This is a genomic window from Micromonospora sp. WMMD975 (genome assembly GCF_029581215.1).
Taxonomy (GTDB): Bacteria; Actinomycetota; Actinomycetes; order Mycobacteriales; family Micromonosporaceae; genus Micromonospora.
Map to the genome: position 1 here is coordinate 3366481 of NZ_CP120739.1, position 22373 is coordinate 3388853.

Annotated in this window: 19 protein-coding genes; 7 read left to right on the forward strand and 12 right to left on the reverse strand. The window is 71.9% G+C overall.

Annotated features, from left to right (window positions below; genetic code table 11):
* The first annotated feature begins 166 nt into the window (after nucleotides 1-166).
* The gene (locus O7613_RS14455) at nucleotides 167-2614 is read left to right on the forward strand and encodes a sugar-binding protein (RefSeq protein WP_282294410.1); all 2448 of its coding nucleotides are present in this window, start codon (nucleotides 167-169) and stop codon (nucleotides 2612-2614) included.
* A 14-nt stretch (nucleotides 2615-2628) separates the two neighbouring features.
* Entirely contained in the window at nucleotides 2629-2850 is a 222-nt protein-coding gene (locus O7613_RS14460) for a hypothetical protein (RefSeq protein WP_282294411.1), read from the forward strand.
* 137 nt (nucleotides 2851-2987) lie between these two features.
* Here the strand turns inward: O7613_RS14460 and O7613_RS14465 are convergent, their stop codons facing one another.
* From O7613_RS14465 to O7613_RS14510, 10 genes are read right to left on the reverse strand one after another with little or no spacing between them, the layout of a single operon-like run.
* The gene (locus tag O7613_RS14465) at nucleotides 2988-4214 is read right to left on the reverse strand and encodes an MFS transporter (RefSeq protein WP_281587880.1); all 1227 of its coding nucleotides are present in this window, start codon (nucleotides 4212-4214) and stop codon (nucleotides 2988-2990) included.
* A complete protein-coding gene (locus tag O7613_RS14470; protein WP_282294412.1) occupies nucleotides 4211-5974 on the reverse strand; it encodes a carbamoyltransferase C-terminal domain-containing protein in 1764 nt (587 codons plus the stop codon). The genes O7613_RS14465 and O7613_RS14470 overlap by 4 nt, the downstream gene beginning before the upstream one ends.
* Before the next feature lie 37 nt (nucleotides 5975-6011).
* On the reverse strand, nucleotides 6012-7370 hold the full coding sequence (locus tag O7613_RS14475) for a hypothetical protein (RefSeq protein WP_282294413.1): 1359 nt from the start codon (nucleotides 7368-7370) through the stop codon (nucleotides 6012-6014).
* A 3-nt stretch (nucleotides 7371-7373) separates the two neighbouring features.
* Nucleotides 7374-7598, reverse strand: coding sequence for a hypothetical protein (locus O7613_RS14480; protein WP_281587876.1), 225 nt, complete (start codon nucleotides 7596-7598; stop codon nucleotides 7374-7376).
* A gap of 8 nt (nucleotides 7599-7606) precedes the next feature.
* On the reverse strand, nucleotides 7607-8542 hold the full coding sequence (locus tag O7613_RS14485) for an ornithine carbamoyltransferase (protein WP_282294415.1): 936 nt from the start codon (nucleotides 8540-8542) through the stop codon (nucleotides 7607-7609).
* Complete coding sequence (locus O7613_RS14490) at nucleotides 8539-9597, reverse strand: hypothetical protein (protein ID WP_282294417.1); 1059 nt, start codon at nucleotides 9595-9597, stop codon at nucleotides 8539-8541. The genes O7613_RS14485 and O7613_RS14490 overlap by 4 nt, the downstream gene beginning before the upstream one ends.
* On the reverse strand, nucleotides 9594-10514 hold the full coding sequence (locus O7613_RS14495) for a diiron oxygenase (protein WP_282294419.1): 921 nt from the start codon (nucleotides 10512-10514) through the stop codon (nucleotides 9594-9596). The genes O7613_RS14490 and O7613_RS14495 overlap by 4 nt, the downstream gene beginning before the upstream one ends.
* Entirely contained in the window at nucleotides 10511-11521 is a 1011-nt protein-coding gene (locus O7613_RS14500) for a pyridoxal-phosphate dependent enzyme (RefSeq protein ID WP_282294420.1), read from the reverse strand. Before O7613_RS14500 ends, O7613_RS14495 begins: the two co-directional genes overlap by 4 nt.
* 3 nt (nucleotides 11522-11524) lie before the next feature.
* Nucleotides 11525-12928 carry an amino acid permease gene (locus O7613_RS14505; RefSeq protein ID WP_282294421.1) on the reverse strand — a complete coding sequence of 468 codons (1404 nt, stop codon included), beginning with the start codon at nucleotides 12926-12928 and terminating at the stop codon, nucleotides 11525-11527.
* 3 nt (nucleotides 12929-12931) lie between these two features.
* Nucleotides 12932-14440: a coproporphyrinogen-III oxidase family protein gene (locus O7613_RS14510; protein WP_281587870.1), complete on the reverse strand. Its 1509-nt coding sequence runs from the start codon at nucleotides 14438-14440 to the stop codon at nucleotides 12932-12934.
* 419 nt (nucleotides 14441-14859) lie between these two features.
* On the opposite strand from O7613_RS14510, the gene O7613_RS14515 reads away from it, so the two are divergent.
* Nucleotides 14860-15351, forward strand: coding sequence for a YbaK/EbsC family protein (locus O7613_RS14515; RefSeq protein ID WP_281587869.1), 492 nt, complete (start codon nucleotides 14860-14862; stop codon nucleotides 15349-15351).
* 2 nt (nucleotides 15352-15353) lie between these two features.
* Here O7613_RS14515 and O7613_RS14520 read toward each other — a convergent pair whose 3' ends face one another.
* Nucleotides 15354-16562 (reverse strand): MFS transporter, encoded by a 1209-nt coding sequence (locus tag O7613_RS14520; RefSeq protein ID WP_282294422.1) that lies wholly within the window; start codon nucleotides 16560-16562, stop codon nucleotides 15354-15356.
* Entirely contained in the window at nucleotides 16559-17536 is a 978-nt protein-coding gene (locus tag O7613_RS14525) for a GNAT family N-acetyltransferase (protein ID WP_282294424.1), read from the reverse strand. Before O7613_RS14525 ends, O7613_RS14520 begins: the two co-directional genes overlap by 4 nt.
* Nucleotides 17537-18019: 483 nt before the next feature.
* On the opposite strand from O7613_RS14525, the gene O7613_RS14530 reads away from it, so the two are divergent.
* Genes O7613_RS14530 through O7613_RS14545 form a run of 4 tightly spaced genes read left to right on the forward strand, consistent with a single transcriptional unit; the run spans nucleotide 18020 to nucleotide 22370 of the window.
* A complete protein-coding gene (locus O7613_RS14530) occupies nucleotides 18020-19036 on the forward strand; it encodes a hypothetical protein (RefSeq protein ID WP_282294426.1) in 1017 nt (338 codons plus the stop codon).
* On the forward strand, nucleotides 19033-19641 hold the full coding sequence (locus O7613_RS14535) for an aminodeoxychorismate/anthranilate synthase component II (protein WP_281587865.1): 609 nt from the start codon (nucleotides 19033-19035) through the stop codon (nucleotides 19639-19641). The genes O7613_RS14530 and O7613_RS14535 overlap by 4 nt, the downstream gene beginning before the upstream one ends.
* Entirely contained in the window at nucleotides 19634-21040 is a 1407-nt protein-coding gene (locus O7613_RS14540; RefSeq protein WP_281587864.1) for a coproporphyrinogen-III oxidase family protein, read from the forward strand. The genes O7613_RS14535 and O7613_RS14540 overlap by 8 nt, the downstream gene beginning before the upstream one ends.
* Nucleotides 21041-21047: 7 nt before the next feature.
* The gene (locus O7613_RS14545; RefSeq protein WP_282294428.1) at nucleotides 21048-22370 is read left to right on the forward strand and encodes a chorismate-binding protein; all 1323 of its coding nucleotides are present in this window, start codon (nucleotides 21048-21050) and stop codon (nucleotides 22368-22370) included.
* Nucleotides 22371-22373: the final 3 nt, after the last annotated feature.

The window sequence follows — 22373 nt, forward strand, 5'->3', positions numbered from 1 at the left end:
GAACGAAGGCCTTCCAGTGTGTACGGACCCGGCGACGCCGGCGCCTCACCCGCCGTCCACCCGCGACCCCACTCACCACCGTCCACTCCGCGACCCCGACGTCGGCGCAGCCGCGCCCGACGTCGCCGGCCGCTGCGCGGACCTCGCGTCACGCGAAAGGATCCACATGCGCATCAAGGCGTTCCTGCTACCCACGGCGCTCGCTCTGGCCCTGTCCGGGACACCGGCCATGGCTCACGCCACCCCCAACCACAACGCCGTCGACCTGGATGTTCTCTTCGTCAGCGCGCACCCCGACGACGAGGCCGGCAGCCTCGCCACCCTCGGCCAGTGGAAGCAGAATTACGGCGCCAAGGCCGGCGTCGTCACGATCACCCGCGGAGAAGGCGGAGGCAACGCGGTGGGCCTGGAGGAGGGACCACCGCTGGGCATCATCCGGGAGCGCGAGGAGCGCACCGCGATCGGCAAGGCCGGGGTGGAGAACCTCTACAACCTCGACCACGTCGACTTCTGGTACACCGCCTCGGCACCCCTGTCGGAACAGATCTGGGGACACGACGAGACGCTGGGTCAGATCGTCCGGGTGATCCGGCAGACCCGGCCCGAGATCCTGATGACGATGAACCCCTCCCCCACGCCCGGCAACCACGGCAACCACCAGCAGGCCGCCCGGTTCGCCGCCGAGGCGTTCCAGGCCGCCGCCGACCCGAAGGCCTTCCCCGAGCAGATCCGCCGGGAAGGACTCAAGCCGTTCCGGGCGGCGAAGCTCCTGCGTACCGGCGGCACCGGCACCTCGTCCACCGGGCCGCAGTGCGCCTCCAGCTTCGTGCCGGCCGTCCCGACCGACCAGGTGTTCGGCGTCTGGGAGGGCGCTCGCGCCGCCGACGGCCGGACCTGGGCCGAGATCGAGGTCGAGGCCCGCCGGCAGTACGTCACCCAGGGCTGGGCGAACACCGCCGCCGCCCCCACCGACCCGTCCAAGATCCGCTGCGACTTCTACACCCTGGTCGACAGCCGCGTCCCGTACGACCCGTCGGACACCTCCCCTGAGGCGATCCTGCGCGGCTCGGTGCTGCCCCCGGCGGCCGGCGGCCTGCCCGGCGGCACCGAGTTCCACCTGACCACCGACCGGTTCGACGTCACCCCCGGGCAGAGCGTCAAGGTCACCGCCCACGTGCGGGCGCCCCGGAACCGGGCGCTGACCGCGCCCCGGGTCGCGCTGCGACTGCCCGCGGGCTGGACCGCCACCGGCTCCGGCGCGCTGCGCGGCGCCGTACCGGCCGGCAAGGAACGCACGGCGACCTTCACCGTGACCGTCCCCGCCGACGCCGGCACCAATGCCCAGCAACTCCTCGGCGGCACCCTGACCACCCGCCAGGGCACCGGACGCACGGACCGCGCCGTCCGGGTGGTCGCCGACGTGCGCGGCACCCTGGAGCCGCTGCCCGAGGTCGGGCTGTTCCGCACCTGGGCCGGCGACAGCGGCTACCCGCAGCTGGACACCCTGATCAAGCCGGTGCTGACCATCGGCTCCGGCAAGAGCCGGTCCGTCCGGATCGACCTGCGCAACCACGGCAGGAAGCCGCAGAGCGGCACCGTCACCCTCGGCCTGCCGGCCGGCTTCACCGCGGACGCGGCGACCAAGAGCTACACCGGCCTCGCACCGGGCGCCACCGGAGCGGTCACCTTCACCGTCACCAACAGCGACACCGGCCTGCCGACCGCCAACGAGGGCGGCGACGGAGGCGACTACGGCGTCACCATCACCACCACGAGCGGCACCGGCAGCACCGTGGAGACCGGCGCCCTGGAGATCGTGCCGACGAGCGTGGTGCCGCGCGCCGGGCAGGACCACGCCGTCGACGGGGTGGCCAGCCCCGGCGAGTACCCCGGCGAGGAACTGGACCTGTCCCGCATCTGGGAGGGAGCGGCCACCACCGAGCAGGATGCCTCGGCCAAGGGGCGGATCGCCTGGACCGAGGACTCCCTGCTCGTCTTCGTCCAGGTCACCGACGACGTGCTCGGTAAGAAGGTGGTGCCGCAGGACTGCAAGCGGCAGCGGCGTACCGACAGTGTGGAGATCATCGTCGACCCGAAGGGGAACTCGAGCGACACCTCCACCGTGTTCAAGGCGGGTATCTTCCCGGTCACCGACGACCCCGCCAACGGCGACCCGCCGTGCTGGCAGCGGGACGCCGACAACCGGCAGGGACCGGGCGCCACGACCGCCCCGGGGATGACCGTGGTCAGCAAGGTCACCGCGCCGTACACCGGCTACACCATCGAGGCACGCATTCCGTACGCGGTGCTGCCCGACGCGATCGACCCGGCCCGGATGGGCTTCAACGTGCTGGTCTACGACTCGGACACCCAGGACCTCAGCTCCCAGTCCCGGCTGGGCTGGTCCACGTTCACCGGCGTCCGGGCCGACCCGTACCGCTACGGTCTCGTCACCCTGCCCGGGCTCACCCCGGCGTCTCGGCAGCCCAGCACCCCCGTCTTCCCGGACACCGCCGCGCGCAGCGTGCACAGCGCGCAGACCATCGCGCAGTCGGCGGTGGACGGCGTCGCTCCGGCCGCCGTGGCCGGCTGCCCGAGCGGGCGCTGCGACTGACCGGACCACGACGGGTGACCGGCGGGGTGCGGGTGACCGTCCGCGCCGACCGCGCCGGGACGGTGTACCTGCACAGCTACGACGGCGACCGGTCGCTCGGTGAGCGCTCGGTGCAGCTACGCCGCGGACGCGCGACGACCGTCGTGGTGCCGGTGACCGGGGGCACACCCACCTCCGTCCTGGCCGCCTTCGAGAGCGGCGGCGCCGCCCTCGCCCGCCGGGTCCCGTTGACCTGACCCGGGCGCGCCGGAACCCCTGGCGGATCGGCCGGGGGTTCCGGCGTCGGCAGGCGCCGGCCCGGGCGGGTCACCGCACCGCACACGGTGGCCGGCACCGGCCTCCACCGGACGCACGGCGCGGACCGGATCCGCTGTCAACGGCGAAGCCCGTGGCGGGACTGGACCAGGTACAACACGCCGGCGAGGAGGGACAGGACACCGGAGAGGACGATGGCGGCCGGGTAGCGACCGGCCGCCATCAGGGTGCCGTAGGCGAGGGAGGCCACGGCGCTTCCGGTGAAGATGCCCATCCGCTGGACACCGTTCACGAAGGCGCGGGTGCCGTGCGCGGCCCGACTGTTGGCGAAACTGTCAAGGACCGGCATCTGGGCGTAATGGGCCCCCTGGCGCAGCAGATACCAGAGGACGAAGAGGCTGGCCGTGCCGGCGGTGGCGCTCAGGAACTGGAGGAACAGCGCCGCGATCATGGCGAGGCCGGCCACGCGGAGAGCCCCGCCGCGCTTCATCAGGGGGAACAGGACGAAGATGCCCAGGACGCTGGCCAGGCGGTCCGCGACCAGGAGCCAGCCCAGCGACTCGGTGGCCAGGTGCAGGTAGTTGACGGCCACCAGGTTGATGAAGCGGATGGCGAGGACGCCGGCGCCACCGACGAGGACGGCCAGGGCGAACAGGCCGGTGAGGTGAGCGGCGTCGGCGCGCAGCGCCGGCAGGACCGGCGGGCGGGACTCGCCGGGCGCGCGGGCCGGCCGGGCGCCGCGACGCCACATGGCTGTCCGGGAGATCCCGATCAACAGGGCCAGCACGGCTGAGCACAGCAGATCGAAGCGGTACCAGCCGGCGCTCTCGTCGCCGACCCGGGCGAGCAACACGCCGGCCACGTTGCCGACCGCGGAAGCGGTGAGGAAGGCGACGAAGCCGGTGCGGAACACCGCGAAGCGCGCCTGCTCGTCGTCGATGGCCGAGGCGAGCACGGCGTTGACGCTCACCAGCATCAGCGCGGAGCAGACACTGTTGAGGCCGAACAGCACCAGGTGGGCGGAGAGGCTGTCGACGAACGGGATCGCCAGCATCGTGCCGGCGAAGCCGAAGCTGCTGAGCAACATCATCGGTTCGAGGCCGAGCCGGTCGGTGAACGCGCTCAGCGGCAGCACGATCACCGCCATGACGGTGAAGCCGACCGAGAAGACCTGGCCGGCGCCGGCCGGCGAGATGCCCACCTGCCCGAGGAACAACGCGTAGTACATGTCGAACAGGCTGGTCGCCAGGCCGAAGAAGACCTGGCTGAGCACGAAGCCGGTGCGGACCCGCCGCAGGTGGTGCTCGCGGCGGGTCGCGGAACCGAGGTCCGGAAGCAGAGTCACCGGGCGTTGTCTCCGGTGAGCGGCGTGCGCGCGGGATGGGACGCGCCGAGCTCCCGCCCGGACTTGGTCACCAGGATCCCGTCAAGGTAGAGGTGGTCGAGTTCGGTGCGGACGAACGTGCAGAGGGCGTGCAGCGGTGTCTCGACGATCGGCTCGCCGGCGTCGTTGTACGACGTGTTCAGCACGATCGGCACCCCGGTCAACTCGTGGAACGCGGAGATCACCGCGTGGTAGGCCGGATTGTCGGCCGCCGAAACCGTCTGCAGGCGGGCGGTGCCGTCGACATGGGTGATGCTCGGGACGCTCTCCCGATGGGCCGCGCTCACCTGCGGGACGAGCAGCATGAACGGGCTCTCGCCGGTGAAGTCGAACCAGCTGTCCGCGTGCTCGACGAGCGCGGACGGAGCGTACGGGCGGAACGGCTCCCGATGCTTGACCACGGTGTTCAGGTAGTCGCGCATCGCGGGGTGCCGCGGGTCCGCCAGCATGCTGCGGTTGCCGAGCGCCCGCGGGCCGATCTCGGAACCGCCGCTGAACCATCCGACGACCCGGTGCGCGGCGAGCAGCTCGGCGACGTCGCGGGGGCCGGCCTCCCGCCAGGTCAGCTCCACTCCCGTGTGGTCGACGACCGTGCGCAGCGCGTCCAGCACCTCGTCCCGCGTGTACGCCCGCCCGAAGGACGCCGTCCGCATCACCGCGGGACGCCGGGTGCCGAGCAGCTCGACGCTGCCGTGGAGGGCCGCGCCGATCGCGACACCCGAGTCGCCGGCCGCCGGCGGGATGAAGACCTCCCGGAACGGTGACTCGGCGCGCACCCGCTCGTTGGCGACCGAGTTGAGCATGACGCCGCCGGCCATGCAGAGGTGGTCCGAGCCGGTCAGCTCGTGCGCCACCCCGGCGAGGTGCAGCATCGCCCGCTCCAGCTCGGCCTGCACGTGGTAGGCGACGTCCTCCGCGAACGGCGACTGCCAGCGCAGCGGGTCCGCCGGGTCGTAGCCGGCGCCCTCCTCGGCGAGCAGCCGTTGCCAGATGTCCTCGAGGTCCTTCTGGGCGGAGCGGATGTCGAAGCCGTCGAACGTGAGCCAGTCACCCCAGTCGGGACGCGGCCGGCCGTAGGGTGCCAGCCCCATGGTCTTGCCCGCCTCCGGATAGCCCCCGCAGCCGAACACGCCGAAGTCCGGGGTGCCGTACCTGGTGACGAAGCCCAACCTGGTGGTGAAGAAGTCGTAGAACAGGCCGAGGCTCAGGTCGGAGTAGTCGGCCGGGTAGCGGCAGGCGGCCACCGGTTCCAACCGGTCGCCGGTCCCCCGGAACAGGGTGTGCTTCTCGATGGTGCTGTCCGGGAACCGGGCGCCGGCCTGGTCCACGACGAGGACGGCCGCCTCGTCGTACCCGGAGGGGTAGTAGGCGACGGCGGCGTGTGCGCGGTGGTGGCCGGGCAGCGGCAGCGCGCGGACCTTGGTCTTGTCCTTGATGGGCAGCTCGCGCAGGATGCGGCGGACCGCCCCGTCACCCAGCGGGCGGTTGCCGACCACCAGGTCCACGTCGTCGATGCCGGCGCCGACCGCGTCGAGGCAGTAGGCGACCGCCTTCATCGGCAGGGTCTTGGTGATGCGCTCGAAGTGTCCCTGCACGAGGAACCCCTCGGAGTGCTTGATGCGGTCCAGGCGCTCCTCTTCGACGGCAACGGCGATCTCGCCGTCGCGCACCAGGCAGGCAGAGCGGTCGTGGCTGAGGTTCAGGCCGAGCACGAGAGACATCGGACTCCATTTCCTTCGTCGGAGCGGTACGGGCGGGTCAGGGCGTCCTCCGGGCCCGGTCCATCGCCTCGGCGAGGCCGTCGAGGATCCGGAGCGCGTCGTCGCGCAGCGTCAGCGGGTCGGTGGTCCGCAGGAAGAGCAGGCCGGCGTAGCCGAGCACGCCGGTGTTCGGGTGGTAACGGGGCATCGGCGTGCCCGGCTCCTGAGACTGACCGCGCACCAGTTCGACCGTGGTGGCGGGCGACACCAGGGACGACCAGTCGACATGGTCGGGATCGAACGGGGGCAGCACCGGCCAGGGCTTGCCCGACGAGTCGGACGCGATGACCGAGAGGGACGCGGCGGCGCAGGTGGCGTCCGCGGGCAGCAGCAGCCGACCCGGCACGTCGGGCGCCTCGCCGAGCGCGGCGGCGTGCTGGAGGGCGATGAGGTCGACGCCGTAGACCTCCAGCAGTTCGCGGGTGACGGCCGCACCGCCGGCGCGGGCCGCCGACTCCAGGAGCCGCACCGAGCCGTCGGCCATCAGCTTGAACTCGGTGTGCGTGGCGCAGGTGTCCAGATCGAGCGCGTCGACGGCACGGCGGGCGACGTCGGCGATGCGCTGTTGCAGCGCCGGCGCCAGCACACACGGCGCCTGGTTGCTCAGCTCCACGTACACCGGGATCGTGGGCAGCCGTGCGGTGATCGCCAGCGGGTGGTAGGTGCCGCCCGCCACCAGCCCCTCCACGCTGAGGTAGTCGCCGAAGCCGGGCTCGGTGTACCAGCCCTCCGTGCTCGCGTCGATGACCTCCTCGGCCAGGAAGCGGGGTCCGCCGGCGCTGCCGTGCTCGGACATGCCCGACTCCCGCGCGGCGTCGACGGCCGCCGCGAGTTCCCGCCACACCGGCTCGGGGTCGTCGCCGGGCTGGATCGTGGCCTGCCCGATCGAACCCGCGCCGAGGACCGACTTGACGATCACGGGACCGTCCAGCTCGGCGCAGGCCGCGGCCAGGTCGTCGAGCGAGTCGACCGGACGGAACGCCGGATTCGGTACGCCCGCCGCCTCCCAGGCGCGCCGCATGAGCAGCTTGTTGCGGGAGGTCGCCGCGCCCGGGCCGGGCCCGGGCAGGCCGAGTCGCAGGCAGGCCGCCGCGGTGGGCACGACGCAGAACTCGGAGAAGGTGAGCACGGCGTCGGCGCGTACGGCGGTGGCGTGCTCGACGATCTCGTCGGCCAGTGGGGCGTCGGGCCGGGCGTGGCGCAGTTGTCGGCACAGGCGGAACAGGAGTTCGCGCTGCCAGGGCAAGGGCTCGCCGACCAGCAGGACGTCGACGACGGCACGGCTGGTGAGTCTCGGCAGCAGGTATTCCAGCGCGGGCCCGCCCTTGCCGTACACCAGCAGGGTCACCGGTTGCATGCGTCATCGCTCCTGTTCGCGGAAGGCCGGCCGATGTCTGCCGGCCGGGGTCTGCCATAGGTAGGTACGCAGGGACATGCGCATGGCGCGCAGTTGCCCGTCGATGGCGTCGAGGTCGTCGCGGGTGGGACGCCGCGGCGCCGGCCCGAGCAGGGGCAGCAGTACCTCCACCGCTTCCAGCAGGCACAGCACCGCGTCCCGCTCGGCGGTGGCCGGCCCGGCGTTCACCGCGACGGTCAGGTGGTTGAGGTGCCCCAGAAGGTCTGCAGGACCGCCGTCGCGCTGTCCAGTTTCATCCGCGCCTGCTGCCACACCAGGCTCCGCGGCGAGTCGAGGACGGCCGCGGACACCTCCTCCCCTCGGTGCGCCGGCAGATCGTGCAGGAACACCGCTCGCGGCCAGCGACTCAGAAAGTCCTCGTCGATGTGGAAGGGCCGGAAGGTCTGGCGCCACAGCGGATCCTCCTTGACGGTTCCGGTGGTCTGCCACCGTGTGGTGTAAACACAGTCGGCGATGTCCGGGAGTTCGTCCCGTTCGTGGGTCTGGCGCACGCGGGCGCCCGGCACGGCGTCCTTCTCCGCCGCGGCCAGGCTCGCGGCGTCGAGGCCGTAGCCCGGCGGGGTGTAGAGGGTCAGCTCGGCGCCCGGGATCCGGGCCAGCGCGTACGCCAGCGCGGAGGCGGTGTTGTTGCCCTCGCCGACGTACAGCACCCGGATGCCGTCCAGGGTGCCGCGATGCCGTCGCAGCGTCGCCAGGTCGCACACCGCCTGCGTGGGGTGTTCCTCCCGGGCCATCGCGTTGATCAGCGGCAGGTTTCCGGCGTCCCGCATCCGGGCCAGCTCGGCGACGGTGCGGGTGCTGCGGATCACCACCCCGTCGAGCATCAGGCCGAGGATCCGCGCGGTGTCCTCGGCGGACTCGCCGGTGTTCGTCTGCAGGCTCGCCGGCCCGTAGTCGAGCACCTGCGCGCCGAGTCGGAGCGCCGCCACGCCGAACGCGGTGCGGGTCCGGGTCGACGTGCGTTCGAAGAGTGTCGCCACCACCGTGCCGGTCAGGGTCGGCGGCACCGCGCCCGGGTCGTCGGCGACCCGGACGGCGGCCTCGACCAGGCCGGTGAGCTGGGCGGCGGTGAGATCGCGCAGGGAGATGAGGCTGCGCCGGGTCCCGGTCATCCGAGGTCCACCGTCGACCCGAGGCCCGCGGCGGCGGCGTGGCGGCGTACCTCCTCGATCAGGGCGACGTCGAGCACGCCCATGCCGAACGGATTCACCACGGCGTAGGAACGTGTCGGTACGCGCTGGTGCCGGCCGGTGATCAGGCCGCCGATCGTGCCGTCGATCGCCCGGCCGGTGGCCGAGCCGGGGCGGGTCACCCGGCCGTGCGCCATGAGTGCGCCGAGCGGGCGTCTGGGGTTCTCCGCGACCAGATCGACGTCGTCGACGTAGAGGGCGCCGGCGGCGAGCAGCGCCTCGGCGGTCAGGTCGGCCAGCGACACGTTGACGACCAGGGCGCCGGCGGGAATCCACTCCGGCCGCAGGTAGCCCTCGTCCGCCGTGGTCGTGGCGATGATCACCTGCCCGGCCGCGACGGCCGGGGCCGCCTCGGCGGCGATGCGTACGTCCAGCCCGGGGCGGAGCCGGCGCAGGCGTTCCGCGAGGCCGCGGGCGGAGGCGCCGACGCGGTCGTGGAGCGTGACCCGGGACAGGCGCGGAAGGGTCTCGAGGAACAGGGCCGCGTGGGTGCCGCCCTGCGCTCCGCAGCCGAGCACGGTCAGGCTCTCCGCGTCCGTGTGCCCGGTGAGGTCGACGGCGACGGCGGAGACGGCGGCGGTGCGTACGGCGCTGATGATCCCGACCTCCACGACGGCCGTGATCCGGGCGGTCTCCGGGTCGAAGCAGAGCCCCACCCCGCCCGCGCGCTCCAGCCCGACCGCCGGGTTCGAGACGCTGGCGTTGATGATCTTCATCCCGTAGGCGCCCGGCACCGCCGCGGGCATCCCGATCGACCGGGTGTACGCGCCCCGGCCGTTGTCCCAGCGCAGGTATGCCTCGCCGGGCAGCACGCAACGCCCCGCGTCGTGGTCGGCGAGGGTGCGCCGGACCAGCGCCACCACGTCGAGCGCGTCGAGGCAGCGCAGGACGTCCGCGCGGGACAGCACCGCGACGCCGCCCGGCCCGCGCAGCCCGGGCAGTCCGGCCGTGAACCATCGGCCGACTGAGGTGGTCACAGGAGTCCCTCCTCGTGGAAGGCGTCGAGCCCCTCGGGCAGGTCGAGCACACCGCAGGAGCGGAACAGTTTGACGGATTGGACGGCCTGCTCGTGTGCGCCCCGCCGCACGGAATCCGGGTGGTAGACGTCACGTACCACCTCTTCGACCTGCGCGGGGGTGAGTCCCGCGGCGGCCAGGTTGGCCCGTGCGGGCCGCAGGTCCGGCCGCAGGCTGTGGCCGATCAACCGGGGCAGACACCTGGCGGTCTCCCGGCGTGCGGCCGGGTCGAGCCCCGCCCACAACTCGCGGAACAGGTGGGCGAAGAAGGCGTGGTGCCTACCCTCGTCCCGGGCGTGGTCGCGGACCGTCTCGCGAACCAGCCCGACCAGGTCGGGGTCGTTCGGCAGCTCGGCCAGCAGGGTGGTCACCAGCGTCTCGAAGACGACGACCTGCAACAGTTGCGGCAGCGTCCCGCGGCGCGGCATGACGTCGGACGAGATGCCGTCGAGACGGTTCAGGAACGGGGTGAAGTCGTACGGCAGTGCCGCGACCCGGCTCGCCGACTCCAACTGTCGCACCACGTCGAACGAGTAGAGCGCGTGGTACGCCTCGTCGCAGTAGATCTTGTAGGCGTCGAACCGGACGTCCCGGCGCAACGGCACGTCCGCCCGGCCGTTCGCGAGCATCTCCGTGGCCCGGTTGACGACCCTCGTCTCGAAGTGGGCCGTGAACGCGAAGTAGTGGTAGGTGTGCCGAGCGACCAACGCCGCCCGGGCCTCGTCGTCCAGGCGGTCCACCAGTCGGTGGCCGAGGTAGGGGATCAGCCGGGCCGGGAAGAGCACCTTCCCGCCGTCCAGCTCGTCGGTGAGCACCCGGCGCGGATCCACCCGCACGCCCGCGCGGTCGAACCAGTCCCGCATCGGTTCCGCGGTCACGCGCTACTCCATTCCACCGGACCGCAGGCGGCGGCCGGCGGTTCCGCGCCGAGCCCGTGCACCGCCCGCCAGGCCGGTGAGTAGACCGTGTCCAGGTAGTTGCCGGCGCCGTCGGCGCAGACGCAGACGACGTCGCTCAGCCGGTCCCGCTCGATCAGCCGCAGGGCCGCCGCCACCAGGGCGCCCGAGCTGGCGCCCACCCCGATGCCGGTCTGCTCCAGCAGCCAGACACAGGCGGCGACCGCGTCGGCGGGACGGACCCGTTCGATCGGACCGTCGCCCGCGGCGACGAAACCGGAGTGTTTGCTGGAGCCGATGCCGGACAGCAGCCGCGGCCCCTCGGTGTGCCCGACCGCGTACGAGCCCGGCACGTCGACACCGACGACCGTCCACTTCGTGGCGCGGGCGGCGTAGCTGCGCATCCCGGCCAGGGTGCCGCCGGTGGAGACGGCGACCAGGACGACGGTGTCGGCGGGAACCTGCCGGGCCAGTTCCGGCGCGGTGCCGCCCTCGTGCGCGCCCGGGTTGGCGGGATTCTCGTACTGGTTGGTCCAGCGCAGGGTGGGCCGCTCGGTGAGCATCCGTTCGACTGTCTCAAGTCGGCTGAGCAGGTAGCCGCCCCGGCCGTCCTCGTCGGTGGCCACCACCACCGAGGCGCCGAGGCGGTGCAGCTGGCGGACCGCGTAGGCCGGGGTGCGCGGGTCGACGACCGCGGTGAACGGCACGTTCGCGGCCGACGACAGCGCGGCCAGGGCCACGCCGAGATTGCCCGACGTGGACTCGACGATGCCGCTGACCGGGTCGAGCTGGTCGGCGACGGAGTCGAACAGGGCGACGGCGGTGCGGTCCTTGATCGATCCGCACGGGTTGAACGACTCGAGTTTGAGCCGCAGCATCCCCTCACGGCCGCCGGCCGTCACCGGCACGGAGGCCACGGGGGTGTCGCCCACCAGCAGCGAGACCAACGCGGCACGTGGTGGCGGGGTGGCGAGGCCGGGACCGGTCATCGGTCACCGTGCCCCGACGGGCTCGGCGGCGTCCGGCTCCGGCACCCCGACCGACCGGCGGTGCCGGGCGTGGACCGCGTACGCCACCAGGACCGCCAGCAGCAGCGGCGCCCCGCTGAGCACCGGCACGCTGAAGGTGTCGCTGACCGCCATGATCACCAGCACCGCGGCCAGGACGACGATGGCCAGCACCACGGCCCCGGCCAGCACGGGGTCCGCCGGGCGTTCCGCACGGCGGTAGGCGAGGTAGGTGGCGAGGATGAGGATCCAGGTCAGCACCGCCCCCGACAGGGAGAGCCCGACCAGCGCGAGGAAGGCCCGCTCCGGGACGACCGCCGCGAGCAGAGCGGCCAACAGCAGCCCGGCGCCGGAGACCAGCAGCGCGGGGAGCGGAACGCCGCGCCTGTTGACCCGGCCGAACACCCGCGGGGCCTGGCCGCTGCCGGCCAGTCCGTACAGCGTGCGGCTGGCGACGTAGACGTTCGTGTTCATCGCGGACAGCGCGGCGGTCAGCACCACGAGGTTCATGACGTGCACCGCGGCCGGCACCCCGGCGATGTCGAACAGCCGGACGAACGGGCTGGCGTCGACCGAGCCGCCCGCCGCCGCCTCGGTCCACGGCACGATCGAGACGACGACGGCGGTGCCGAGGACGTAGAACAGCAGCAGCCGCAGCACCACGCCGCGGGTGGCGGAGACGACGTCCCGGCCGGCGGTGCGCGCCTCGCCCGCGGCCACGGCGAGCGCCTCGGTGCCCATGTAGCTGAAGGTCACCAGCACCATGCCGAGCCAGATGCCGCTCATGCCGTGCGGCGCGAAGCCGCCATGGTCGGTCCAGGCCGACAACCCGGTCGCCGGCCGACCGCCGAGGCCGACGAAGACGGCGACGGCGCCCAGGCCGACGAAGACCACGATCGCGATCACCTTGATCATCGCGAACCAGTACTCGAACTCGCCGAACACGCCGACCGTGAACGAGTTGACCACCAGCACGAGCGTCGCGAACAGCACCGCGGGCACCCACAGGGGCAACTCCGGCCACCACAGCTTCAGGTAGATGCCGACCGCGAGCGCCTCACCGCCGATGTTCACGACCTGGGCGATCCAGTACCACCAGCGCTGGGCGAAGGCGGGGCCCCGGCCCAGGTACCGCTCGGCCATCCCACCGAATCCGCCCACCTCGGGATGCGCGGCGATCATGCGGGCGAGCGCGTAGGCGAGGGTCACGGCGACGGCGCCACCGATCGCGTAGGCGATGGTGACCGCCGGGCCGGCGGTCGAGATCGCCTGTCCGGATCCGAGGAAGAGCCCGGTGCCGATCGCGCCGCCGAGGCCGATCATTCTCAGCTGGCGTCCGGAGAGGTCCCGGCGCAGCGATGCGCCGCCGGTCGGGGATGGGGTGGCCATGGCCTAGTGCTCGACCGTCAGCGGCAGTGGGCGGCGGCCGGCGGCGGACACTCCGGCGCCGACGGGATCGCGTTCCAGTGGTGAGAAGTCGTACCTGTCGAGCGGGTCCCGCTTGAGGTCGACGATCCGGGAGTTGGCGTCCTGGACCCGGGCCAGGACCTGCGGGCTCACCATCCGCAGGGCGATGCTGTCGGCCACCGGCACACCGTTGTCGGTCAGTCGGATGGCGTCGTCGTCGATCCGGATCAGACCGTGCTCCCGGTAGGGCGCCAGCTCCGCGGCGAAGTGCTCGGCGGGGTCGACGCCGTAGCGGCGGCGGAAGTCCTCCCGCCCGACGCCGCGCGAGCGCAGGTTGAACATGACCGCGCGGCGCATCCGCTCGTCGGTCGACAGGTGCACGCCGTGCCAGACCGAGGGTTGGCCCGCCTCCACGCGCTGCATGTAGCCGTCCATGGTGCAGTCGTTGTAGTACTGCGTGTTCCCGACGTAGCCGAAGCCGGAGACCCCGAACGGCAGCAAGTTGGTGTCCTCGATGGAGTCGTACTTGTTCTCCTGCTGGCGCGAGTGGGTGGACGCCTTCGAGTAGTAGAAGAGAGGGCCCCGCCGGAAGCCGAGTCTGCGGGTCAGCGCCTCGGTCATGAAGTGCATGAGCAGCCGACGCCGCAGGTCGGGGAAGATCCCGGGCTCGTTGCGGTAGTGCGCCGAGATCGGGTCGGCCTGCTTGAACATCAGCGGGAAGATGTTGAACTTCTCGACGCCGTACTCGATCAGGCTCGTCAGCGTCGTGTACCAGTTCTCCTCGGTCTGGTACGGCAGACCGAAGATCAGGTCGACCGAGTGGTTGTCCAGGCCCCGCTCGTGCAGCAGGTCGAGCAGCCGGTAGACGTGGGACGACTCGTGCCCGCGGTTGAGCTTGCGCAGCACCCGGTCGTCCATGGACTGCACGCCGAAGACCCACCGGTTCACGCCGGAGTCGCGCAGCGCGTCGAGCCGGTCGGTGTAGTCGGGGGCGTCGATGACCGACGGGTGCAGCTCGAAGGTGACCTCGGCGGTCTCCGGGAGGTCGATGTGCCGCCGGAGCTGGGCGAAGAGCGCCGTGATCTGCGGGGCGGACAGGTAGGACGGGGTGCCGCCGCCGAAGTACACGGTTTCCGCGCTGACCGGGTGCGGGAGCATCCCGGTCACGAGCGCGATCTCGCGGTGCAGCGCGGCGAGGTAGCGGGCCACCCGCGGGGAGTCCGGCCGGATCTCCTTGGCGAAGTGGCAGAACGTGCAGCGCTGTTCGCAGAACGGCAGGTGCAGGTAGACATTCGCGTTCCGGGTCAGGCCGGCGAAGGTCTCGGCCGGCGTGATCTCCGCCATCGCCTTGAGGGGCGGGTACGTGCCGACCAGATAGTAGTTCTCCACCGGTTGCAGAATGCCGATCTCGGCGAGCGCGGTGATCGGCATCGCGTCCAGGCTTTTCTGGGCCTCGGCGAGAATTTCCCCGAAGGGCGGAAAGGATTGAGCCATGAGTCAGCCTCCAGTGGTCCCGGGGCGGGCGAACGGCATGTGTGGCGGCTGCGGGCGTGCGGATGCCACCACCGCGATGTGGCGGCCGTGCGCACGGAGCAGCGGAAACAGCCTGCCGCCACGGCGTGGCGCAGGGTGATGTCAGCAGGTCAACAGGTGGATCTGGTCCGCCGAGTGGCGTGGCTCATGCGCGATTAACTCCCCGTGTCAGCGCTGCGTCGAGTTACCGCGAGGGTTCAGCGGATCACTCTTTGTGGCCGTGAAACAGTTAACTCATGCCCGAGGGGTGATGTCAATGGAACTCTCAAGATCATCCCTGTGGACGGTGGCACGGCGCCACGCGGCGCGGCGCACCCCACCACGCCATCCACGTCGGACATTGTCATGAGCGCCGGTCCTGGGCCGGTAGTGTCGGCGGAATGACAGAGTCGCGCGATGCGTTGCCCACCCCGATGCGCATTCTCGACCGGGCCGGAGCGGCCTATGCGGTGACCGTGCACCGGGCCATCCGCACCGCTGACGACGTGACGACGTGGCTCGACCTGCCGGTGGAGCGATCGGTGAAGACCCTGGCCTTCGAGGGCGCGCGGGACGGGCTGGTGCTGGCGGTGCTGCCCGGGCCCGCCCGGCTCGACTACCGGGGCCTCGCCGAGGCGGTCGGCACCTCCCGCTCGCGGCTGCGCCCCGCGGACCCGGCCGCGCTCGACGTGCTCGACATGGAGCCGGGCGGCGCCAGCCCGCTCAGCGACGCCGAGGGCGTCGTCACCGTCTTCGACGTCACGGTAGCCGGCATGGGCCCCGTCTACTGTGGCAGCGGCCGTAACGACCGTACCCTCCAAGTCGACGGTCGGGACCTGCTCCGGCTCGCCCGCAACCCCCGCGAGGCACGCATCGCCCGCCCGGCGGGCTGACCTCACCCGGGCCGGGCGGCGGCCGTCCGCCGGGCCACCGCGCCCCGCAGAGCGAAGGCCGCGGCAGCCGCCGCGACGCCGGCCGCGGCGCAGACCACCCAGAGCGTCGTCGGCCCCGCCGCGTCCAGCACCGCGGCGCCGACGAGCGGCCCGACCAGGCTGGAAGCCCCGTACGCCATGCCGAACAGGCCGCTGTAGCGCCCCTCGGACCCCGGCTTCGCGATCTCGGTCACCAGGGTCGGCCCGACCGTCGCCACGCCGATCTCCCCCACCGTCCAGATCAGGACCGCGAGCACGTAGACGGGCACGTCCCGCGCGGCGGCGAGCAGCCCGAAGCCCACCCCCGTGACCGCAAGGCTGCCGGCGTAGACGGGCATCCGCGGCCAGCCGGCCAGCCGCCCGACGAGCACCGGCTGCACCACCAGGATCACGATCGGGTTCACCGCGATGACCAGCCCGTACGCCGTTGCCGGCAGCCCCTGGTCGAGCATGATCAGGGGCATGGTCACGTACGCCTGCACGAGCAGCACCGCGAAGACGAGGAACGTGCCGGTCACCGCCCACAACAGGGCGTCGGAAACCGGGCCCGCGCCACCCCGGCCGCCGTCGCGGGCGCCCGCCCGCCGGTCGGGCGGCAGAAGCCGCACCGCGACCAGCGCGAAGATCACGCACGTTGCCGCGTCGGCCGCGAACAGCAGCACGAAGCCACGCTCCGCCATGACGCCGCCGGCCAGCCCCGCGACCGCGCTGCCCAGGTTGACCGCCCAGAAGATCAGGCCGAAGGCCCGCGCCCGCTGCTCGCCGGTGACCGTGGCGACGACGAGAGCGGCCAGGGCGGGCCGGTAGAGGTCGACGGCGAGGCCGTAGAGCACCACCGCGCCGACCAGGGTGGGCAGGGTGCCGGCCCAGGGAATGGTCATCGCCGTCGCCGCGGTGGCCAGCAGGCCGGCGACGAGCGTGCGCCGCCCGCCCCACCGGTCCGCCAGCCAGCCGCCGAGCGGCTGCGACACCACGGCCCCGGCGCCGAAGCTCGCCAGGACCAGACCGACGGTGCCGGGTGACAGGTGCCATCGACCCGACAGGAACAGCGCGAGGAACGGTTGGATCAGGTAGCCGAGCCGGTTCAGCAGGCTGCCGGTCCACAGCGCCCAGAAGGCGCGCGGCATCCGTTGCCGCCCGGTGGCGGGACTCTCCTGGATCAGGTCCGTCATCGCCGCACGGTCACCCGGTGGCCACCGACGGACTCGAGCTCGCCGATCACCCGGTCGAAGAAATCGCGCAGCGCGGCGCGCATCGGCGTGAACACGGCGGGGTCGGCTCCGGACACGCCGCCGATGTGGTTGGCCAGCAGGTGGTAGGTGTTCGCCCCGACGTCGAGCTTCTTGACCTCGTTGCCGCGCCCGAGGCTGAACACGCTTACGCCGTGCCCCTCGCCCCAGCGGTACAGCTCGTAGAACGCGGCGCGGTAGACGTTCTGACCGGGCGACACCAGGGCGGGGTCGATGCCCTGAGCGAGGATGGTCAGCTCGGTCCCGGTCGGGTCGAGGAAGCAGAGCACGACCTGCACGGTCGCGCCGTCGGCACGCGACTGCCGCAGGAAGAGCCGCATCCGGTCGCGCAGCGGCGAGTCCAGGACCAGTTCGAGGGCGGTGGACGACAGGTGGTTGTAGCGGTGTCCGTACTTGGCCAGGTTGAGCGCGTGCAACCGGTCGAAGTCCTTGAGCGCCGCGGGGTCGGCCGCCGCCTCGGCGCCGTCGAGGACGCGGTAGTCGTACTCGCCGGCCGCGCGGCGCACCAACCGACGCAGGTCGCGGTAGCGGGAGTTGCCCAGGTGGGCCCGCAGGTCGTCGTCGACGCCGGCGCGCACCCGGTACTGCGCCTCGATGAACCAGGGCAGGTCGAGGAAGCCGTCCGCGGCGAGCGCGGTGGTGTCGCCGGTGGTGCGGATCTGCGGGTAGAGCAACCAGTCCGCGCCGGCCCGCCGGGCGCGCTCGCGGTCGGCCCGGCGCCGCTCGTCGGCGGGCACCGGGATGTGCATCTCGTAGAAGTGTCCGGCCGGCACGAAAGCCGTGCCGAGATTGCAGTCGTCATCCTGCATTCCGACGTCGGCGGTAACGGCTCGCCAGTGGATTATCTTGCTGAGCGGCACCGCCGGCTCGGCGACCTCGTACATCCTGCAGAACATTTCCTGGAACGTCGCCTCGGCCGTTTCCCACATGGTCGGACTTCCCTTTCCCGCACGATTTCCGTGACGCCCCCGCCACGTGTCCCGCGCCCCATGATGTCAAACCGCACGCCGACCCGCGCACCCGAGAACAGCGGCTATATCGGCTTTTATGGTTCTTTCGCGCTCACCGGACGGGGTGATCCGATCACTCAGGCGAGAGCCAACCGGCACCAACCTGGCCGCCCTGAGCTGCGCACATCACTTTTGCATAGATCAACGACTAACTGGTCCACGCCTATCAGGGTGGACGGCGATGCCCGTGCGTGTCAGGATGAGCGAGTCTTCGCGGCGTCGGACCGGCGTGGGACACAAGGACGTTCCCCCCGGTTCCGCAGAGCCAGATTCCTCGTTCCGGCGGCCAGCCCTGTCGCCGAACGCGACAGTCACCACGGGGAGGGCGTCATCGTCATTCGACGTGTCCGCGGAATCCGGTACGACGAGGTGCAGGCCTGCTGGCCGGCGACCGGAGATGTCATCACGCAGGCCGATGTCGACGCCGTCGTCGCACAGGTCACGAGGGAACCGGGCGCCGAGTGCCTGCGCGTCGTGGTCTTCGGTGACGTCGACCTGGCGCCCGACGGGGACCGGCCGCTGCGCCCGCTGACCGCCGGGCGCCAGTACGCGGCCACCGGACGCCCCGGCGTCGAGGTCACCGCGATCGTCCCGCTGCCCGGTGCGGAGGTGGAGGTCGTGGCGCTCGGCCCCGGCACCCGCCTGGTCCGCACCCACGAGGACGGCGCCGAGGTCCGGCGGCTGGCGCACGTCGCCGCGCCCAGCCGCGAGGGGTCCACGTTCGAGCAGTCGATGGCGGCCCTGCACGGGCTGGAAACGGCGCTCACCAGGGCCGGCATGGAGCCCCGCCACCTCGACCGCACCTGGTACTTCCTCGCCGACATCGAGGAGACCTACGCCGAGTTGAACAAGGCGCGGGACGCCACCTTCGACAGGTGGAAGCTCACCACCTACCCGGCCAGCACCGGCATCGGCGCCGGACTGCCGCCCGGCCAGGCGGTGGCCGTGATGGCCGAGGCGGTCGCGCGGGACGGTGCGCCGGCGGCGACCCCGTTCGGCACCGACCTGCAGTGCGCGCCCTACGACTACGGCCCACGCTTCGTGCGCGCCAACCGTTCGCACCGCAACGGCTGCGAGGTGGTGCACGTCTCCGGCATCTCCAGCATCGACAAGCGCGGCGTATCCCTGCCGCAGGATGACGTGCGGGCCGCCGTGGACTACGCGATGGCCAGCTTCACCGACCTGCTCGCCGGCGCGGACCTCGCACCGGAGGACGTGGTGAGCTGCTACGTCTACTGCAAGGACGCGGAGGCGAGAAGCGCCTTCGAGGCACACTGTTCGGACGGCGGCTTCACCGTGCCGTACCTGTTGAACACCGTGGACGTCTGCCGTCCGGAACTGCGCTTCGAGATCGAGGGCCGGGCCGTGCGGAGGAAGCCGGCATGAGCCGTCGCGTCGTCGTGCTGGACAACTTCGACTCGTTCACCTACAACCTGGTGCAGTACCTGGCGGTCGCCGGCGCGCGACCGACGGTCCTGCGCAACACCGCGGAGCTCGACGAGATCGCCGCACAGCACCCCACCCACCTGGTGCTGTCGCCCGGTCCGGGCTCCGTCGAGAATCCCGGTTCCTACGGCGTCTGCCTCGCCGCCCTCGCCCACTACGCCGGCCGGATCCCGGTGCTGGGCGTCTGTCTCGGACACCAGGCCATCGGCCGGTTCTACGGGGCGCGCACGGCACGACTCGCGAGCGTGCGGCACGGCCACGTGTCGACGATCCGGCTGCGCCGCAGCAGCCGGATCTTCGCCGGGGTGCCCAGCGGCTTCCCCGCCATGCGCTACCACAGCCTGGCGGTCACCGCGGCCACCCTCCCGGACGACCTGCGGCTCGTGGCGAGTGCCGACGACGACGAGTGCGTGATGGCCGTCGAGCACGCCAGGCAGCCGGTGTACGGAGTCCAGTTCCATCCGGAGTCGATCGGCACGCCGGCCGGGCAGCTGATCATCGACAACTTCCTGTCCGTGACAGGTTCGAGGAGCGACAGTGGCTGAGGAATTCATCTTCGATCTGGCAGACGCCGGCCGGTCGGACGTCGTCGACCAGCTCATCGAGGCCGACGACCACATACCGGGGCTGGTGTTCACCTATCCGCCGATCTCCCTCTGGGAGCCGCGGGACGCCACCGCCTCCGACCCCGACACCCTCTGGGCCGGCAGCGACACCTTCTCGCACAACCTCTACATCCACATCCCGTTCTGCCGCCAGAAGTGCAGCTTCTGCTACTACAGCGTGGCCGTCGTCCAGGACGACACCCAGGTGATCTGGGACTACCTGCACTGCCTCGAGAAGGAGGCGCTGCAGTACCTGCCGATGATGCGGAGCAAGAAGATCGAGACCGTGTTCATCGGTGGGGGCACACCCAGCCGGCTCAACCCGGCACAGATCGAGTTCCTCTTCGAGCGGGTCATCCGACGCTTCGACCTCTCCGAGTGCCGCGAGATCACCTACGAGTGTTCGCCGGACTCGGCGACCGAGGACCGCATCGCGGTGATGGCGGCCAACGGGACGAACCGCCTGTCCATGGGTGTGCAGTCGCTCGACCCGGAGATCCTGCGCAAGTCGCGCCGCTCCGACACGCCGTCCAGCGTGGTGCGCACCTACTACAACATGGCCGACAGCGGCGTGCCGAACGTCAACATCGACCTCATCGCGGGCATCGAGCGTGAGGCGTTCGACAACATGCAGCGGACCATGGACGCGGTCACCGCGCTGGAGCCGATGCCCACCCAGATCACCCTCTTCACGCTCTCGGTGCGCAAGGGCGCGATCAACAACACCACGTTGCGCGAGGAGGACCACGCCAAGCTCTTCCGGCGCAGCCTCGCGCTGTTCCGGTACGCCAAGCGCCGGATGCGGGAGAACGGCTACTGGCAGTACTCCCGCAACCTCTTCCCGCGCGAGAACTGGATCTTCCACTACCAGGACAACCACTGGGGCAACAACGGTTACGTCCTCGGGCTCGGCGCCAGCTCCTACAGCCATTCGCACGGCTACACGTACAGCAACGCGTTCACCTTCCGGGAGTACATGCGCCGGATCCAGGCGGGCGGGTCGGCGGTGGAGAAGGCCTTCCCGCTCTCGGCGGACGAGTCGCTGCGCCGGCACCTCGTGCTCGCCATGAAGCACCGCGAGCTGGACGTCGCGCGGTTCAACTCCTTCTATCCGGCGGGCTCCGAGCCGCTGCGGCAGTTCCAGTCGGTCTTCGACGCGCTCGCCGCGATGGGCATCGTCACCGTCGAGGACGGGCGGATCGCGTACACGGAGGACCATGCCGACGTCAGCGACCGCTACACCCGGCTGTTCTACTCCGACGGGGTCAGCGACGCGGTCAGGCGCGGCGTCGGGCAGCTCACCGGGGCCGGCAGCAACGCCTTCAACTTCACCCTCTAGGACGTCGATGTCGGCGCCCGCACCCACCGCCACCACCGCCCGCGTACCCTTCGCCGGCGACCCGCACGACCTCGTCGAGCCCCTCGCGGAGCTGTTCGGACCGCTGTTCTGCTACCGCCTGCCGGGGCGGGAACGGCGCACCCTCCTCGCGTCGCTCGCCGACGTGTGGCGGATCACGACCGACGGGATCGAGCGGGGCGGCGAACGCTTCGACGGCGACGTCGCCGCCCTGCTCGACCACCTGCTGGCCGAGGCCCGGCGCGGTCCGGGCGCCGACGTCGCGTTCGCCCTCTCCTACGACCTGTCCCTGCGGCTGCGGGCGGAGGCCGGCATCCCGGGCGGGCCGTGGCCGACCGCGGCCCCCGGACGGCTGCTCGGCTTCGCCGGGCCGCTGCGCCGCGCGGTGGTCCACGACCCCGCCACCGGCACCCTGAGCTGCGCCGAGGAGGACCGGGCCGACGTCATGTCGGCCTGCGCCCGCACCGCCGCCCGGGCCGCGCCGCCGCCGACCGCCCCGCTGACCGAGGTCGTGACCGACATCGACCCTCACCGGTACGCCGACCAGCTCGCCCGAGCGCGCGAGCACCTGCTGGCCGGCGACATCTACCAGGTCGTCCTCTCGGTGCCGGTGCGGGTACGCCCACGCACGTCGCTGCCGCGCTACTACGCCGACGTCGCCCACCGGTACGCCACGGCCGACTACTCCTACTGGTTCAGCCTCGACGGGGCCACGGTGTTCGGCAACTGTTCCCTGCCGCACGTGCTGGCGCGCGACGGGCGGGTGCGCAGCCGCGTCTTCGCCGGCACCCAGCCGGCCGCGCGGGACGAGCGGGAACGGCAGGAACGGGGCGCGTTGCTGCGCGACGACCCGAAATACTTCGCCGAGCACATCATGCTCGTCGACCTGGAACGCAACGACCTCGGCTCGTACTGCGAGCCCGGCACGGTGGTGGTCGACCGGTTGTGCGAGCCGCTGGTGATCGGTCCCACGACGTATCTCGCCAGCGACGTCTCGGGCGCGTACGACACGGCGCGCGGGCTCGGCGGTGTCGTGCTGGCGAGCTTCCCGCGCGGGGTGGTGGTCGGCGCGCCGAAGCTGCGCGCCCAGGAGGTGCTGGCCGACCTCGAGGGCGAGCCGCGCGGGTTCTTCGCGGGCGCGGTGGGCATCTATGACGCGGCCCGCGACGCGCTGACCTCCAACACGATCGTCACCTGCGCCGAGCGGGACGGGCCGGACGTGCTGCTGCGCTGCGGCGGCGGCGTGGTCGCGGGTTCGGACGTCACGCAGGAGCTGGCGGAGTTGGACCTCAAACTGCGGTATCTGCGATAGCGG

What these genes read in the sequence shown, in the direction of transcription:
- O7613_RS14455 (WP_282294410.1), top strand. Translation starts at nt 167, where the DNA reads ATGCGCATCAAGGCGTTCCTGCTACCCACGGCGCTCGCTCTGGCCCTG.
- O7613_RS14470 (WP_282294412.1), bottom strand. Translation starts at nt 5,974, where the DNA reads ATGTCTCTCGTGCTCGGCCTGAACCTCAGCCACGACCGCTCTGCCTGC.
- O7613_RS14475 (WP_282294413.1), bottom strand. Translation starts at nt 7,370, where the DNA reads ATGCAACCGGTGACCCTGCTGGTGTACGGCAAGGGCGGGCCCGCGCTG.
- O7613_RS14485 (WP_282294415.1), bottom strand. Translation starts at nt 8,542, where the DNA reads ATGACCGGGACCCGGCGCAGCCTCATCTCCCTGCGCGATCTCACCGCC.
- O7613_RS14500 (WP_282294420.1), bottom strand. Translation starts at nt 11,521, where the DNA reads ATGACCGGTCCCGGCCTCGCCACCCCGCCACCACGTGCCGCGTTGGTC.
- O7613_RS14505 (WP_282294421.1), bottom strand. Translation starts at nt 12,928, where the DNA reads ATGGCCACCCCATCCCCGACCGGCGGCGCATCGCTGCGCCGGGACCTC.
- O7613_RS14510 (WP_281587870.1), bottom strand. Translation starts at nt 14,440, where the DNA reads ATGGCTCAATCCTTTCCGCCCTTCGGGGAAATTCTCGCCGAGGCCCAG.
- O7613_RS14515 (WP_281587869.1), top strand. Translation starts at nt 14,860, where the DNA reads ATGACAGAGTCGCGCGATGCGTTGCCCACCCCGATGCGCATTCTCGAC.
- O7613_RS14520 (WP_282294422.1), bottom strand. Translation starts at nt 16,562, where the DNA reads ATGACGGACCTGATCCAGGAGAGTCCCGCCACCGGGCGGCAACGGATG.
- O7613_RS14525 (WP_282294424.1), bottom strand. Translation starts at nt 17,536, where the DNA reads ATGTTCTGCAGGATGTACGAGGTCGCCGAGCCGGCGGTGCCGCTCAGC.
- O7613_RS14535 (WP_281587865.1), top strand. Translation starts at nt 19,033, where the DNA reads ATGAGCCGTCGCGTCGTCGTGCTGGACAACTTCGACTCGTTCACCTAC.
- O7613_RS14545 (WP_282294428.1), top strand. Translation starts at nt 21,048, where the DNA reads ATGTCGGCGCCCGCACCCACCGCCACCACCGCCCGCGTACCCTTCGCC.